This is a genomic window from Paenibacillus sp. Marseille-Q7038, assembly GCF_965111595.1.
In genome coordinates this window covers 560575-576910 of the sequence record NZ_CBCOOM010000002.1, presented here as the reverse complement: position 1 = coordinate 576910, position 16336 = coordinate 560575, and the positions used below count along the sequence as shown (strand labels likewise).

Sequence of the window (16336 nt, the reverse complement as noted above, 5' to 3'; positions counted from 1 at the left end):
ATAAGAACGACATAGGAGCTGATGAAACGTGAAAGAGAAATTGATTAAACGACTAACGGGCTATGTACGTGTAGACACCCAGTCGGATGAGAACAGCGAGACTTGCCCCACGACTCCAGGACAGCTCGAACTCGGACGCAAACTGGTAGAAGAATTGCATACCATTGGCATGCAAGAGATAAGCATGGATGATAACGGTTATGTTATGGCCACACTTCCTTCCAACACGGACCATGATGTTCCTGTGATCGGATTTCTTGCCCATCTTGATACGGCCACTGACTTTACAGGAAAGAACGTAAACCCGCAAATTATAGAGCAGTACGATGGTGAAGACATTACGCTGAACGAAGAACAACAGATTATCATGTCTCTAAAAGATTTTCCAGAGCTTGCGGGCTATAAAGGTCATACGCTAATTACAACCGATGGAACAACGCTCCTCGGTGCAGATAACAAAGCAGGGATTGCCGAAATTATGACGGCCATGGAATACCTGATCACTCACCCTGAGATTAAACATGGGAAGATCCGGGTTGCCTTTACACCTGATGAAGAGATCGGCCGTGGGCCGGAGCGTTTTGATGTTGGGGCATTTGGTGCAAAATACGCCTACACCGTCGATGGAGGGCCGCTCGGGGAACTGGAGTATGAGAGCTTTAATGCCGCAGCTGCAAAAATTATTTTTAAGGGCAAAAACGTCCATCCAGGTACTGCGAAAAATAAAATGGTGAACTCCGCCAAAATCGCAATGGAGTTTCACGCAAGACTTCCTATTCAAGAAGCACCGGAGTTTACGGACGGCTATGAAGGATTCTACCACTTGTCTTCGGTTAAAGGAGATGTGGAAGAAACCGAACTGAATTATATTATTCGTGATTTCGATCGAGACCATTTTGAAGCACGGAAAGCCAATCTAGAGCAAATCGCCCGAATCCTTCAGGCTGCCTATGGCGAGGAGCGAATTCATCTCCAAATCCGTGACCAATATTTCAACATGCGCGAGAAAATTGAGCCGGTGAAATTTATTGTGGATATTGCTGGAGAAGCCATGAAACAGCTTGATATTGAGCCTCATATCGTACCGATTCGCGGGGGAACGGATGGTTCTCAGTTATCCTACATGGGGCTGCCTACACCGAATATTTTCACAGGCGGAGAGAACTTTCATGGACGCTATGAGTATGTATCGGTAGATCATATGGAGAAGGCTACTCAGGTCATTATTGGTATTGTTCAGCTGTTTGAGCAGCGCGGAGAATAAACAGATTTAATGCATCAAAAAAAGGACGATGGATAACCTGCGCAAGGTTGTCCATCGCCTTTTTATTTTTTCGCTTCACTAGAAATAGTTTATAGCATGTGTATTCTCAGGCATTTGTCGTTTCTTTCTCAAAAATCGCATGATTCTCTAAGAAAAGACGCTGTGCCGGTACCGCAAGTTTAACGCCTTCTTCTTCTAGGATTCGTAAGATCTCAAAGTTGATGGATTCAAGCACTTTCATGTGTTCAACCCATATGGTTGTGTACGTAAAAAAGTAGAAAAAGATCGTGATTTGGTCTTTGGTCATCTCTTTGAGCCGAACCATGTACAAATCATGATCGATACCTTCATGGTTCTCAATGTATTCCCGCAGCCGGTTCACTGCCTTCGCCAACTGGACGCGATCTGTATCAATTGCGACACCTAAATCAAAGGTAACTCGTCTTTTTCCCATCCGACTCCAGTTGGTAATGGCCGCTTTGGCCAAAATATTATTCGGGATAATGACAACGGAATCCGCGAATGTTCTTATTTTAGAACTGCGAAAGGAAATATCTTCAACCATACCTTCTACCGCATCTGTACGGATCCAATCCCCCTTGGAGAAAGGTTTTTCCGTAACGATAATAATACCGGCAATGAGATTGCTTAGTGTATCTTGTGCTGCCAAGGCAACTGCAAGACTTCCGAGACCAAGTCCGGCAACCAAGCCATTTACACTGTAACCCCATTCTCCCATGATGATCGTAATCGTCAGAGCAATGACCATAAACCGCAGAACCTTGGACAAGAAAGGAATAATCATATCCGATTCCTCGACCCCAAGTTTGCTGGTCATCCCTGCAAAAAAGCGGGAAGAGCGGCCCGATAAATTATAGAAGGCCCAACCAATAATAATAATAAATCCAGTACGGACAAGATGCTGAAATAACGGCCAACTTGCTCCGCCATCTGCAAAATAAAAATGGACTGCTCCCGAAATCCCAACCAGCGTCATTAAAGCTCTTGCTGGTCCATGAAGCACTTGATAAATACTATCCCATTTCTGGCTAAATATTCGTTTCAATAAATGAAATAACTTCGTCGAAGTCCACTTATTAAAAAATGTAAATACGAATAAAAAGAGCAGAGCGACCCCAAGTCTAATCCATTTAACTTCACCGATAAACTCATTTATCTCACTAAAAAAGTCCAAAACATTCCCACCTTTGCTGCTAGTTCGTCGTTGTCAAAAGAGAATACTGGACCTATTGTAACAAAAGACATCACCTATCACATCTATATAGATATATTTACATATAAATAAAAAGACAAGCAGGATTGCTGCAGAAGCAGCAATTCCGCTTGTCTAGAATAGATTAATATTGTCACATTCACCTTACATTTTGCGATCCCAGAAACGATGTGCAGCTACAGCTTCCACAAATTTGTTCTCAAAACCGGAAAGCTCTTCCGTAGTCCGAGCCGTCACAATTCCTGGTACACGCAGGTCTTCTATCGCCAGCGACTGCTGAAGGAAAGCTGTCCCTTCGTTCACTGCACCGATTGGTTTAAAGTGTTTGTACGCTTCTCGCACAAAGTCTTTCGCATCAGGTTCGGATGCAATCAGGTTAACACCCTCTTTTCCACCCGCAACATAAATGGCGTCAAATAGTAAGGAATCGCTGGTGAGGAAAGTATGCAGCGCCTCAACGCTTTGTCCACCTTGTCCACTGATTGGGCCGAGTCGGTCACTAACCACCTCTGGCACCGCACCTGCTGCCTTCAGCGCATTTATAACCTCTGTTGTGGACTGATCAAAACCTTCTCCTGCGATAATCGCAATTTTACGAGTCTTCGCAGAGAAAATGGTATTCATCATACTGAGTGCCGGAGAATCAGATGGAGTAGGGTTCTTGGTTTCCTCTCCTGCTTCCGGAACATGTACACCGATCTTCAGCGCAACACTCGCTGCAAGGGTTGTGTCGATATTCATCAATAGATTTACTACGGATTGACGCACTTCCTTGCGCTGAACTTTCCCAAGCTCAAATTGGAATGCACTTGTAATATGTTTCTTCTCCACCTCTGACATGCTGTTCCAGAACAATTTTGCCTGGCTGTAGAAGTCTTTGAAGCTTTCGCTTCTTGCCTGTACTTTTCGGCCATCTACTCTCTCTGTGTAATGCTCATAGCCGCCTTCGCTAGGTGTAGAGGTAGAAGGACTGTTGCCGGCCATTCCATTACGGTGATAACTGACCGGACCGCGGTTGATCGTCATGCGATGCATACCGTCACGTTGGTTATTGTGTACGGGAGAAATAGGACGGTTAATTGGAATCTCAGCAAAGTTTGGACCGCCAAGTCTCGTAAGCTGTGTATCTGTATACGAGAATAAACGACCTTGAAGCAATGGATCATTAGAGAAATCGATGCCTGGTACGACATGCCCAGGATGGAATGCTACCTGCTCTGTCTCACTGAAGAAGTTATCTGTATTCCGATTCAGCGTCATTTTACCTACTTTACGAACAGGAACGAGTTCTTCCGGCCATAACTTGGTAGGATCAAGAATATCAAAATCAAAACTAAATTCGTCCTCTTCTTTAATAATTTGAAGTCCGAACTCAAATTCTGGATAATTGCCCGTTTCAATCGCATCCCATAGATCGCGGCGATGGAAGTCTGGATCTTTTCCTCCAATCTTCTGAGTCTCATCCCAGACGAGGGAGTGAACACCCAGCACTGGTTTCCAGTGGAACTTCACAAAATGGGCTTTTCCTTCTGCATTAATCAATCTAAAAGTATGTACACCAAAACCCTCCATCATCCGAAAACTACGAGGCAAAGCACGATCGGACAGATGCCACATCATCATATGAGCTGACTCTGGGTTGTTCGCTATGAAATCCCAAAACGTATCATGAGCAGAAGCAGCCTGCGGAATTTCATTATGAGGTTCTGGTTTTACCGCATGGATAAAGTCCGGGAACTTAATCGCATCTTGTATAAAAAATACAGGCATGTTGTTACCAACGATATCAACGATACCTTCTTCGGTATAAAATTTCGTAGAGAATCCGCGCACATCTCGAACGGTATCTGCCGATCCGCGAGAACCTGCTACCGTTGAGAAACGTACAAAGACAGGAGTCTTTACATTCGGGTCTTGTAGAAAGCCCGCTTTGGTGAGTTCAGTAAGCGGTTCATAAACCTCAAAGTATCCATGGGCACCGAATCCACGGGCATGCACGACACGTTCCGGAATACGCTCATGGTCAAAATGCGTCATTTTTTCACGGAAATGAAAATCTTCCATTAACGTAGGGCCACGCTCTCCTGCTTTCAGAGAAAATTCATCCTCAGACACCTTAAGACCTTGGTTAGTCGTTAGTTTTTGACCGTCATTATCCACTCGGAAAGAATCGAGTTGCTCATCTTTTGCGTCTTTTTTCAAGTTCATATCTTTCTCACTCATTCTTTATCACTCCTCTTGGATTCATCTTCTTATCATTAACGAACATCGAATCTACCGAAATAAGAAATATCAATTAGCATATTAGTGTAAGTACCCTTCAGCACATTAGATTAAACGCTACCCTGGATCAAATCTGATTTCTGCCTCGTAAGAGCAGCACATTTGGCCCTATCATTTTCACAAAATAAATAAAGAAGCCGGTCGTAGATTGAATGCAATCCTACGCCCGGCTTCTCTCATTCTATTCCTCTTTTATTTCACTTCAACACGGATGACTTCACTTCTTACCTGCCCATGAAGGTTTGACAGTTCAATCTGATATTCGTATACGCCTGCTGCCTTACCTGTGATCTCCGTGGAGGCTGTTTGCGCATCAGGTGTCGCTGCTGCTAATTCCTGTGTATCTACTAGTTCACCATTCTCATACAGCTTGTAGAGGGTACCATTCGTTCCCCACCACATATTCATCGTAATCCGGTATTCTCCGTCTTGATCCCAGTTATCGCTTGATATACTAGGCTTATTCGGCGCAGCATCCTTTACCGTTACGGTGTGAGGTGCACTTTGTGTTGTTCCATGTGCGTTTATCAGTTCTACCGTGTACACATACGTACCATTATCTCTTCCTGCCAGTGGAACATGAACACTTTGTGCCTGAGGTGAATTGTCAGATAAAAGCTCTGTATAGATCAGTTTACCGTTCTCATACAGTTTATATCTTGTTCCATTCTCACCCCACCACATGTTCATAGAAAGCGTGTATTCTCCGTCCAAAAGACCATTATTGTGTCCGTTATTATCAGAAAGTACAGGAAGTCCTGGCTTTCCTTTCGCTGATCCATTATCTTCAGCACCCGTATAACGAATGTTTGGAGCCGCAGGCATCTCCATTCCCGCTCCTAAAAAGAAGCCCGTATGAGGAGGTTGATTATAGCTAACGTTCTGCCATGCAACACCAAGACGGTAGATTGGATCATGCATTAACGTACGAATACGATAATTGGATTCATCTATCGTTGTATAAATCCGAAGTTCCGTACTATCCTCAGAACGCCAGATTATTTCTTCACGCCAGTCGCCCAGCAGATCCGCTTGTAAACTTGGATTTGCTTTCGTAGAGTTGTTCGACGCAGCGCCTGTGGCTGTGAATAGATTGGTCGTTTTTTGGTTTTTATAATCCCATTTATCGATCCTGATATCATCTTGCAGCTCTCTCAGCAGATCGCCATCCCACCAGATACCATAGTTTGTAGATGAAGGGATTTTAGATGAAATCTTCTCTCCTTTAATGGAATACAAGCCGCTTAGCGGAATATGCTCTGCATTAGTGATGGTAGCAGACCATACTTCTTCTCCCGGATAATTCGGGTCAATATCAGCTGACATTCCTCTGCCTACGTCAATTCCCATAGGTACTCCCCATAGAATGTCACCTGTATTTGCATCGCGTACTTCCATTCCGTATTTCGCATTTCTGTCTTCATGAACACTGAATATTTCAAGACCTTCGCGCTTCGGATCGAGATCCCCAAAATGCATCGCATCACCGTGGCCGAGTCTTGTATTGTGAAGCGGAGTCCCGTCATCATCAATGGCGATTGCACCGAACAGGATTTCATCCTTACCATCGTTATCTACGTCACCGACAGATAGATTATGATTTCCCTGTCCTGCATAGCTGCTAAGACCCTCATCATTTGTGTCAAAACGCCAGCGTTTGGTCAGCTCCCCGCCTCTGAAATCATAAGCAGCAAGTACCGTTCTTGTATAATAACCTCTTGAGAAAACAAGGCTTGGATGTTCTCCATCCAAATAAGCAACAGTCGCAAGGAACCGATCAACTCGGTTTCCGTAGCCATCTCCCCACGAACTTACATCACCGCGAGGTGGATCATAAGGAACCGTACTGAGTGCCTTACCCGTCGTTCCTTCAAATACAGTGAGAAATTCGTTCCCAAGTAGAACATATCCCGAGCTATTGCGATGATCGAGTGTTCCATCTCCAATAACTACACCCGCTCCGTCTTTGGTACCGTCTGCTGTCTTCATCGCAACTTCCGCTTTTCCATCTCCATCAAAATCGTAGACTAAAAACTGAGTATAATGTGCCCCTGCACGAATGTTAGGACCCATTTTGATACGCCATAGTTTGGTTCCGTCCATTTTATAAGCATCCAAATACACTTCACCTGTATAACCTGATTGCGAATTATCTTTGCTGTTAGTTGGCGACCACATCATAATGATTTCATACTGGCCATCCCCGTCGAGATCACCTGTACTCGCATCTCCAGCATAATAAGAATAAGGCTGACCATCCTTGGTATAACCATCTGCCGGTTTATCAAGAGGAATGGATTTATACTGCTGTTGCCATACGGAGAATGGCTCCGTAGCTTTTTGTTTTACTCCACTTACAATCGGTTCAATCACGTATTTTGATTTATCCGTACCTCCTGCATCAACATAGTTGGTACGATCCGTAATCGGTTTGCTCGTAATGAGCTTGTTATCACGGTAAATTTGGAAAGCGATTGAATCTGGGTCTAGACCAAGCATTCTCCAGCTAATGAATACTCCATCTTCTGCTTTGACTGCAACAGGTGCCCGATCCAGGTTCTCCATTTGACGATATAGTGTGGTTACCGCTTCCGTAACGAGTACCTCTGACATTTCAGAGATTCCTCCAGCATTTACAGCCGCCACTTTATAATAATAAGGAATCGTACTAAGAATCGTTTGGTCTGTATACTGCGCTTCTTTTGTCTTACCGATTAGATTGTAAACTCCGTTCTCTTTATCCGAACGGTATACATTATAGGAACGAGCCTTTTCGTTCGGTTCCCACATAAATGTTACCTCGTTTTTATGAATAGAGCTTACTTTTAAGCCTGTAGGAATACCGGCTTTCTCTACAGAGGAATCGATCATAGAAACCTCTAGCGGTGTAGAAGCAACCGATTCAAGCCCCGCCGCGTCCACTGCGGTTATTGTATAGGTATATTTCATACCAAAATCCACCGTTTCATCTTTCCAAGTTAATTCGGAAGTTTCCGCTAAGAAAGATGCTTTCGCTTCTCCTTCTGCCTGACGATATACACGGTACAAGGCTGCGCTATCTATGCCTTTCCAAGCAATCTCAGCGGAAGGAATTTCACTCGCAAGGTCCACTTTCACAAGTTCCAAACCCGTTGGTGCAAGCAGAAGCGGTGTAATCTCAATTCCGTTCACATGTGCGGTTTGTCCAGAGAAGACCATGTTGATCTGACCATCTTGTACGGTGATCGGTGCATGAAGTTTCTCCGCAATATTCTCTTTTCCAGAGCTTATTGTTCCATAGTCCTTCCCTTCAATGTTCACGTTCGTTCTTGTAGAACCAATCCAGTCTCCAGTATAGGATTTCACGGCATAGGTACCGTTAGGAAGATCTACCTTAAGTTCGTAAACGCCACCGAAATTGATAATAAAATCACGGCGAAGAGCATCCGTAGCCCCGCCTCGATCACGGTCTGCCAAAGCACCTTCATGAACGACAAGTCCATAACCGCGATCCTTGGTATAGAGGATATTACGATTAATCTCCGTGTATCCTTCCGCTACAGGGGAACTCGGAGGTCCAAAATCATAACGATAAGTGGCTGATTTTGTTCCAATCGTTACTTCCTCCGAAGGATCAGAGGAGCCTTTTCCATTTACCGCGATAACATGAGCGGTATATGCATTTCCTTCTGAAAGACCAGCCAAGGAGAAACTAGGCACTGTAGCTGTTCCTGCTAACTTATACGCGGAATCTGCCTCTGTCTGAAGCTTGACGTAGATCCGGTAAATATCAGCACCCTCTACCGCATTCCATTTTAATAACGCACCACTGTTACTGATGTTACCTGCCACAAGACCTGTTACAGGACTTGGTTTCGCATCCGGCAGGTTCTGCTCTTTTACATATTCCGATAGTGGAATGTTCAGCTCTTGGATCGACTGAGCAACCATTCTAGCAAGCTGAATAGCCCCATACTCCTGGAAGTGTGTGTTATCGGCTGAGCCATTTGGAAATGCTGCGTACACTCCTGGGTCGGTATGCAAAAAGACGGATTTAGTCTCTTCAGGACCAATGGAATCATAGTAAGCTCTGCTCAGCGTACTAAGATCGATAAGTTTTGTATTTTCCTCTGCTGCTACCTCTTTCATTGCATTTACATACTCTGGGAAACTCACATTGAATTTACCTGTATCTGCATTGAAATCTCTTCTTCCAACCGGTGTAACAAGAATCGGGGTTGCCCCGCGTTGCTCTGCACCGTGGATATAAGTTCTGAGATATTCTTTAAAGTCAGCTGGCGAAGCGTACCGATCCGGAATCGAGATCGTCGCATCGTTATGTCCGAATTGAATCAGGAAATAATCAGCAGGCTGAATGACTTTCAGAATATCGTCGAGTCTGCCTTGATCGATGAAAGATTTCGTACTTCGTCCGCCTATCGATTGATTCTTAATCACAATCTCTTCACCGAAGAAACGAGGGAGCATTTGTCCCCATCCAGCTTCCGGCTTCCAGTAGGGATCGTAAGTCTGTACTGTGGAATCTCCAGCAATATAGATTGCCGGATTACTGCCTGGTGTCCGGTCCGGAAGCTTGGTAATGACCAGTGCGTTCAATTTAGCTGCAGATCCGGTGAATTCCAGATTCAGCTGGCCATCAACCAGTGCAATGGAGAAATTCATCTCCAAAAATTCGCCTGCCCCTTTGGCAGTCAGCTGTACTTTTTGCATCCGCTCTGTCTTAATCGCAATCTCCGAGCCTTCTTCCTGATCTCCTGCAATAAGAGCTACGTCATAATCGCCATTGGGAAGATCAATCTGAAATACGCCATTATCCACATGTGCATAATCAGAGCGAAGCAGGTCATCCCCGCCACGGTCAAGTACAGTAACTGTGGACAGATCTGTAAAACCATACCCTGCCTCTTGTGAATAAGATGACTGTGCATTAACTCCGGTATAACCCTCAGCTACCGCTCCATCCCCAAAATCAAAGCGATATTCACCTTCCGCAGTCATCTTCAGGTGATCCTCTGCATCGTTCGTCTGCGGAGCCACAGCGTCACTATCCACATCCGCTTGCGTCTCATCCCCTTGCACTTCTTCCTCTACTCCTTCCTGGTCTTCTTGTGTTCCTTCTTCTGTTCCTTCTTCTGTTCCTTCTTCTGTTCCTTCTTGCCCATCTTGTGCACCCTCTTGCACACCCTCGTCTACCACATCCTGAACCTCATCTTGTACTGCCTCTGCTTTTACCGTCTGTCCCCCCCACTCCATTGGCATTGCCATCGTTGACAGCACCATAAGAAAAACAAGAAAAATAATAAAAAATCGAGATTTGCCATGATGGTGCTTCCTGCCTGCTTTCATCAAGATGCCTCCTTTTCGTTCTAAATGTAACCCCTTTCATCGTAGCTCTAGATATCTTCTTTTGACATCAAAAAAACAGTGTATTTCGTACATTTATCAGTGTTCTTTATCCCAGATGTTGCACAAAAAAAGACGATTTCTATTAGAAATCGTCTTTTTTAATACTTCTAACCCTTTTATTACCTATTTAAATAAGGTAATGTTATTAGGAAGTATTTTCCTTATATTTCGTTACATGCTGAGTTTATTACTAAAAGAGGTGAAAAATAATGTTTTCCTTTTTGTTCACTTTGGTTGTTGCCGCTATATATACAGCGACCAGTCTAATAAAAGGGTACGAATATGATAGTAAAATGCTTACGATTTTCACATCTGCGATCGCAGTCGCTTTTACTGGGGCACAATATTTTCTTCTAGGGATCGATTCTATGCTCACAGCTCTATTTATAGTTCTAGGCTTAACCATAGTGTTCTTATATACAAGTACGGTACATAGGAAACAGCAAGGCGAAGTCAGGAAACCATTAAAACCATACCAGATCATATTAGCCGGAGTGGGCTCTATTGCCTTCATCACCTTCTATAAACTTTTTATAGTGAGAACACCTCCAGCAGATGTTCCGTGGTTTGAGATTGTAATTCGTATTACGCTGACTCTTGTTGTACCTTTGTTTATCTTTCGTTACTTGGACAACAGAAAATCGCATTATGAATAAAGCAAAGAAAGCATATTATAAATAGACCTTCTTCCCTGTCCTTGCACTCTCTAGCGCGCCAAAAACCATCGCTGCGCTATGGATATGATCAAGGGCATCTGTTTCCGCTGGTCTATCTTCCGCAAGCGCGGCAAACATCTCGTCTAAGCACCCCTTATGTCCTTCTCTTCCATTCCACCTTGCTTCTGCTTCCGTTCGGACGATCTCATGAAAGAATCCCTCACTAGCCTGTTCCTGCTTTTGCTCACTGAAGGGCATATGGATTCCGTCCCAGCGAGCAGAGCCCTGACTCCCCAGCACACGCCAGTCTGCTTCCCACGAAGTAGGCTGACCGATAGCTGACCACGATCCCCGATAACTAAATACAGAACCGTCACTCATTTCAAAAATACAGATCGCAGAAGCATTCCCCTGATACCATGACCCTTCTGCATTATATTCATGACAATATACCGACACGGGATTTGCTCCCGTAATAAATCTTGCTTGATCAAATGTATGAATCGCCATATCAATAATAAGCGGGCTGTCCATGACATCACGAAACCCGCCAAACCGAGGTCCAAGAAAAAAGTCAGCGTGTACGGATCCTATTTTGCCAATAGCCCCTGATTGTAAATGGTCACGAAGTGCTCGAATTTGCTTGAGGTAACGACGATTTTGCATCACAGCATACCGCTTACCTGTACGCTCACTCACCTTCACAATTTCATGTGCATCTTCCAGAGATTCTGCCATTGGTTTCTCACCAAATACATGGCATCCTGCCTCAAGCGCCGTGGTTACCACTAATTTATGACTTGAGGGTATGGTCACATCAAATACTAGATTTGCATTCACAGACTGAAGGGCAGTGCTTAGATCGTTAAAAATCGGCACCTTCAGTCCTCTCTTCTCTGCCATCTTCACCGCATTCTCTTCATATATATCAACTAATGCAGCGATATGTACATCATCCCGCTCTGCCGCATAGTCTAACCATGCATTCGACATTCCGCCGCAGCCTGCCACAATCACTTGATGATGCTTCATGTTCTCCCTCCTATAATCATAAATAAGTAATTACAGGGATTATATGTTTTAAATCTAAAAAAAACCAGCCCTCTCTCAACATGCCGAGATAGCTGGTTTTTTTCGTTATTTATACGGGAGGAAATGCCTTGTTTTCTTTCGGCATCATTAGCCTTTAATACCTGAGTTGAGGTTGATAGATTGAACAAAATACTTCTGTGCAAATAAGAACAACAACAACGTTGGGATAATGGCAAGAATGGCAGAACCCATCAATTGTCCGATCATACGGTAGTTACCATAAATATCTTGTAATAACAGTAGACCCGCGGTAACCGGCATTTTTTCAACATCTGTATATACGATTACCGGCCAGAGGAAGTCGTTCCATGATCCGGTGAAAGAGAAGAGCGCACATACAATTAAAATTGGTTTAACTAGCGGAACGATAATAGATAAATAGATTCTAAAATCAGATGCACCATCAACACGAGCCGATTCGTCTAGATCTTTGGGAAGTCCATTCATGAACTGTCTAACAAGGAATATATTACCCATCCCTGCTAAACCGGGAATGATCATAGCCCAGGCTGTATTTACCCAACCGAATGCATCAATAATTTTGTAGGAAGGAATTAGATTAACGACACCTGGAAAGAAAGAAATCCCTAGTAATGTAAAAAACAAAGTGTCTCTTCCTTTAAATTTCATACGGGAATACCCATAACCTGTTAATGAAATAACGACAACGACGAGAAGCGTATGTGTCGTTGCGATAAACAGGGAGTTCCACAACCACCGCAAAATAGGGGCAGTAGAAGTATTCGTTAAAGTCGCAATATAATTATCAATCGTCCAATCTTTAGGCAACAATCTAAAACCGGAAGATACGACTTCAGATTGCGATCTAAAGGAGGTGGAAATCCCGAAGATGACAGGGACTATCCAAATAACACAAAGCAATCCTAAGAAAATATAAGCTGCGTATTTAGATACACTATTATCAGAAGGTTTCTTTTTCCCTCGAGTATTTCTGTTCAGGGGCTGATCAATCTCATTTACTAACGGATTTGACATAGCGGTCCATCTACCTTTCCATTTCCATTGTAAGCAAAATATTATTCTCTATGAACTTAAGCAGTGTTTCTGTTCATCACATAATATTGCAGGGCAGAGATGACTAAGATAACGATTCCGAGCAGTACGGCCATAGCAGATGCCATACCCGCAATGGATTCACCATTACCAAAGGCCAATTGACGGATATACATCATGAGCACATGCGTGCTTTGTCGCGGTCCGCCATCTGTCATCATTAACGGTTGTCCAAATACGTTAAAGGCACCACCGGTAGTCATAACAAAGGTATAAATTAACGGGAAACGGATGGAAGGCAAGGTAATGCTGGTAAATCTCCGGATAGGTCCTGCTCCATCAAGTTCTGCAGATTCATACAAATCTTGCGATACTCCACTGATCGAAGCACGGTAGATAATCATATTACCGCCAACACCGCCCCAGATCGTAATAACAATGATAATGATCCAGGCGTAAGGCTGAGTAGCTGGCCACGCAACATCGGAACCAAGCAAGTTCCCTGTAATACCTAACTGTTTATTAAAGATCAGTAGCCAGATCAGAGCTGCTGCTGATATAGAAATCAATCCCGGAATATAGATAATGGACTGGATCAAGTTTTTCATTTTCACTTGTTTATGCTCTAAAGCAACGGCAATCATCAAAGGAATAATAATGAGAAGCGGGACACTGATCCCCACAAAGATAAAGGTGTTTTTCATACCGTTAAAAAATTGGGTATGAAACGTAGAATCTTGATTAAACAAAATCGTTTTATAGTTATCTAGTCCTACCCACACTGGTTCATTCATCAAGTTCCATTTTGTAAATGAAGCATAAATACCATAGATCGTTGGAAGCAGTACAAAGATAGCGAATAATATAATATGAGGGCCTACAAAGAACGCGGGAGCCCAATTAATCTTCTTTTTCATAGGAAATCATTTCTCCTTCTGAATAAAGCAATGTGCCAAAGAATGGCACATCACCTTATACAATCTATTCAGTTCAAATTATTATTGTCCGCTTGTACCTTCTGCAATTTTATCTTCTACAAATTTTTGCATGGTGTTCAGTGTTTCATCTAGGTCTACATTACCGCGAACCAGTTCGAGAGCGTAAGTATCTACTGCTTCTGCAATATATGCATAATATTCATACGTGTAGATGTACAAAGATTCAATCTCTTTCTCATTAGAAGTAAAGAAAGACTGCATATATTCTTGGTACTCAGGACTTTCGTTAACTTGCTTACTTGCTACATTCTGTCCTGCTTTTGCCCATTCAAGAGAATTCGCACGAACGAACTCAAGGAACTTAGCAATCCCAGCTTCTTTCTCGTCTGTTCTCTCTTCATTAGTCAGCATAGCGAACAAGTGAGAAGAGGATCTGTTTGTGAACTTATCTTTAGTTGGAGTGTACACATTCGTTACGCCAAAGTTTAATCCTTCAACATCACCGTGTGCATTGGAACTCCAAGTTCCGTCTGTGGAGAATAGAACGTTACCAGATTGGAACATCAGATAGCCATCTTCACCATATGGTGTCATCAAGCCAGCATCGGAAATTTTCTTCACTTCTTCAAAAGCTTGTTTCATAACCGGTGTATTAACCGCAGGTTTTCCATCCTCTTGAATGTCTCCACCCAAATTCTGAATTTGAGAGAGAATAACCCAGCCCAGCAAAGCATCATTTACTACGAAGTCGTTTTCATCGAGTTTACCTTGCAAGGAAAGCATTTCATCAATGGTTACTACGTTATCATCAAGGAAAGATTCTGCATTATATTTTTTCAGCAAGTCTTTATTGTAATACATAACAACACTATGAATGTCCAAAGGAACAGAATACTGTTTATCATCAATTGTTCCTGTTGACCAAGCTTGTGGAAGATAATTTTCTTGTTTCAGTTCAGGCTCAGCAGCCATCACATTTGTCATATCTTCTAAGGCACCTTGTTTAACATATCCAGGTACACGATCGGCATGGATAATGGACAGATCTGGAACCCCTTTACCGGAGTTTAGTACGGTAGAGTTTTTTGTATACATATCTGACGTAACTACATGCTTCACCTTTATTTCAGGATCAGTTGCATTGTAATCTTTAACGAGTTGATCCATGTATGCACCATCGTCACCCGTTAGTGGTGTCCAGAATACAATTGTGTTTTTATCACTTCCACCACAACCTGACAAAACAGTAATTAAGACAACAGCAAGAAGCAAAGACGTAAGACCCCGCATTTTTTTCAAGACGTTTTCCTCCCGATTTTCTGTATATTGGAAACTGTTCCAATTCGCAATCATCATACATCCATACTGAAAGCGGTGTCAATAACTTTTATGTAAATTTAATTCTTTTTTTCTATGTAAAGTTAACTAATATGTTTATCAAAAGCACATATAAACTACCAATATTTACTTTGATTATCTTTCGTGTTACTTTGGTACTGGCTAATATATGTTAAGATTAATTATTTTGGAAAGAAGTGGATAACATGCAGCTGGAAATCGATAAGTCCTCGCTCGTTGTTTACGAAGCCTTGGCAAGTGAAGTGAGAATCAGAATTATTCAGTTACTGTCTAAGAATAAAATGAACATCAAAGACCTAGCAGAAGAGTTGCAGATTAGCAGCCCAATTGTTATTAAACATATCAAGAAGCTGGAAGATGCCGGAATTATCAAAACAGAAAAAGTCCCCGGAAAGTCCGGCCTTCAGAAAATTTCCACACTTAGAGTCGACCACATTGAGATTAATTTTCCCAAGAAAATCTTTCATTCTTTTGCCTCTTATGAAACCTCTGTTCCGATCGGACATTACAACGATTTCGATCTTAAGCCTACCTGTGGTCTTGCTACGGATAAAGAGTTTATAGGAAGAGTGGATGAACCGAAGTATTTTATGGATTCAAAGCGAGTAGATGCAGAAATATTGTGGTTTACTGAAGGGTTTGTCCAATACAATATCGCTAATTTCTTAAAAAAAGAGGAAGAGTTGCAACAGTTCGAAATCAGCTTAGAGATTGCCTCTGAATTTCCTTTCTCCAATGATGTATGGCCTTCTGACATTACCTTTTCGTTAAATGGATTAGAACTCGGAACATGGACAAGTCCTGGTGATTTTGGCGATGCAAGAGGAAAATTCACACCCAAATGGTGGCCGCATAATATTAACCAGTATGGTTTGTTAAAAACCATACGCATTACAAGCCATGGCACTTATATTGACGGGGATCCAATCTCATCGGTATCCGTAAATGATCTAGATACAACCTGCACACGCTGGACCTTCCGGATTGAAGTAAAAGAAGATGCCGAACACATTGGCGGCGCAACCCTATTCGGCAAGAAATTTGGAAATCATGATCAAGATATCATGTTTAAATTATATTATCTTTAAAC

10 protein-coding genes are annotated in these 16336 nt (G+C 42.8%); 3 read left to right on the top strand and 7 right to left on the bottom strand.

Going from position 1 to position 16336, the window contains the following annotated elements:
- Nucleotides 1-28: 28 nt before the first annotated feature.
- On the top strand, nt 29-1264 hold the full coding sequence (pepT, locus tag ACWPWY_RS19835; protein ID WP_454193341.1) for a peptidase T: 1236 nt from the start codon (nt 29-31) through the stop codon (nt 1262-1264).
- A gap of 106 nt (nt 1265-1370) precedes the next feature.
- Here the strand turns inward: pepT and ACWPWY_RS19830 are convergent, their stop codons facing one another.
- The 3 genes from ACWPWY_RS19830 to ACWPWY_RS19820 form a co-directional block, all read right to left on the bottom strand.
- Nucleotides 1371-2459, bottom strand: a complete 1089-nt coding sequence (locus tag ACWPWY_RS19830; RefSeq protein ID WP_454193340.1) for a mechanosensitive ion channel family protein — start codon at nt 2457-2459, stop codon at nt 1371-1373.
- 183 nt (nt 2460-2642) lie between these two features.
- Nucleotides 2643-4721 (bottom strand): catalase, encoded by a 2079-nt coding sequence (locus ACWPWY_RS19825; RefSeq protein WP_454193339.1) that lies wholly within the window; start codon nt 4719-4721, stop codon nt 2643-2645.
- Between the two features lie 252 nt (nt 4722-4973).
- Entirely contained in the window at nt 4974-10127 is a 5154-nt protein-coding gene (locus ACWPWY_RS19820) for a rhamnogalacturonan lyase family protein (RefSeq protein ID WP_454193338.1), read from the bottom strand.
- A 269-nt stretch (nt 10128-10396) separates the two neighbouring features.
- Here ACWPWY_RS19820 and ACWPWY_RS19815 point away from each other — a divergent pair, with 269 nt between their 5' ends.
- Nucleotides 10397-10843: a hypothetical protein gene (locus ACWPWY_RS19815; RefSeq protein WP_454193337.1), complete on the top strand. Its 447-nt coding sequence runs from the start codon at nt 10397-10399 to the stop codon at nt 10841-10843.
- A gap of 15 nt (nt 10844-10858) precedes the next feature.
- On the opposite strand, the gene ACWPWY_RS19810 is transcribed toward ACWPWY_RS19815, so the two are convergent.
- The 4 genes from ACWPWY_RS19810 to ACWPWY_RS19795 all read right to left on the bottom strand — a co-directional run bounded on the left by ACWPWY_RS19810 (nt 10859) and on the right by ACWPWY_RS19795 (nt 15177).
- Entirely contained in the window at nt 10859-11875 is a 1017-nt protein-coding gene (locus ACWPWY_RS19810) for a Gfo/Idh/MocA family protein (protein WP_454193336.1), read from the bottom strand.
- Nucleotides 11876-12022: 147 nt separating this feature from the next.
- Entirely contained in the window at nt 12023-12931 is a 909-nt protein-coding gene (locus ACWPWY_RS19805) for a carbohydrate ABC transporter permease (protein ID WP_454193335.1), read from the bottom strand.
- 56 nt (nt 12932-12987) lie between these two features.
- The gene (locus ACWPWY_RS19800) at nt 12988-13866 is read right to left on the bottom strand and encodes a carbohydrate ABC transporter permease (protein WP_454193334.1); all 879 of its coding nucleotides are present in this window, start codon (nt 13864-13866) and stop codon (nt 12988-12990) included.
- A gap of 81 nt (nt 13867-13947) precedes the next feature.
- Nucleotides 13948-15177 (bottom strand): extracellular solute-binding protein, encoded by a 1230-nt coding sequence (locus tag ACWPWY_RS19795; protein ID WP_454193903.1) that lies wholly within the window; start codon nt 15175-15177, stop codon nt 13948-13950.
- A 254-nt stretch (nt 15178-15431) separates the two neighbouring features.
- Between ACWPWY_RS19795 and ACWPWY_RS19790 the strand changes: the two genes are divergently transcribed.
- Nucleotides 15432-16334: an ArsR/SmtB family transcription factor gene (locus ACWPWY_RS19790; RefSeq protein ID WP_454193333.1), complete on the top strand. Its 903-nt coding sequence runs from the start codon at nt 15432-15434 to the stop codon at nt 16332-16334.
- The last annotated feature ends 2 nt before the right edge of the window (nt 16335-16336 follow it).

Excerpts from the sequence above, each read along its gene's own strand:
- ACWPWY_RS19815 (WP_454193337.1), top strand. The coding sequence starts at position 10,397 with ATGTTTTCCTTTTTGTTCACTTTGGTTGTTGCCGCTATATATACAGCG.
- ACWPWY_RS19810 (WP_454193336.1), bottom strand. The coding sequence starts at position 11,875 with ATGAAGCATCATCAAGTGATTGTGGCAGGCTGCGGCGGAATGTCGAAT.
- ACWPWY_RS19805 (WP_454193335.1), bottom strand. The coding sequence starts at position 12,931 with ATGTCAAATCCGTTAGTAAATGAGATTGATCAGCCCCTGAACAGAAAT.
- ACWPWY_RS19825 (WP_454193339.1), bottom strand. The coding sequence starts at position 4,721 with ATGAGTGAGAAAGATATGAACTTGAAAAAAGACGCAAAAGATGAGCAA.
- ACWPWY_RS19820 (WP_454193338.1), bottom strand. The coding sequence starts at position 10,127 with ATGAAAGCAGGCAGGAAGCACCATCATGGCAAATCTCGATTTTTTATT.
- ACWPWY_RS19800 (WP_454193334.1), bottom strand. The coding sequence starts at position 13,866 with ATGAAAAAGAAGATTAATTGGGCTCCCGCGTTCTTTGTAGGCCCTCAT.
- ACWPWY_RS19795 (WP_454193903.1), bottom strand. The coding sequence starts at position 15,177 with ATGCGGGGTCTTACGTCTTTGCTTCTTGCTGTTGTCTTAATTACTGTT.
- ACWPWY_RS19790 (WP_454193333.1), top strand. The coding sequence starts at position 15,432 with ATGCAGCTGGAAATCGATAAGTCCTCGCTCGTTGTTTACGAAGCCTTG.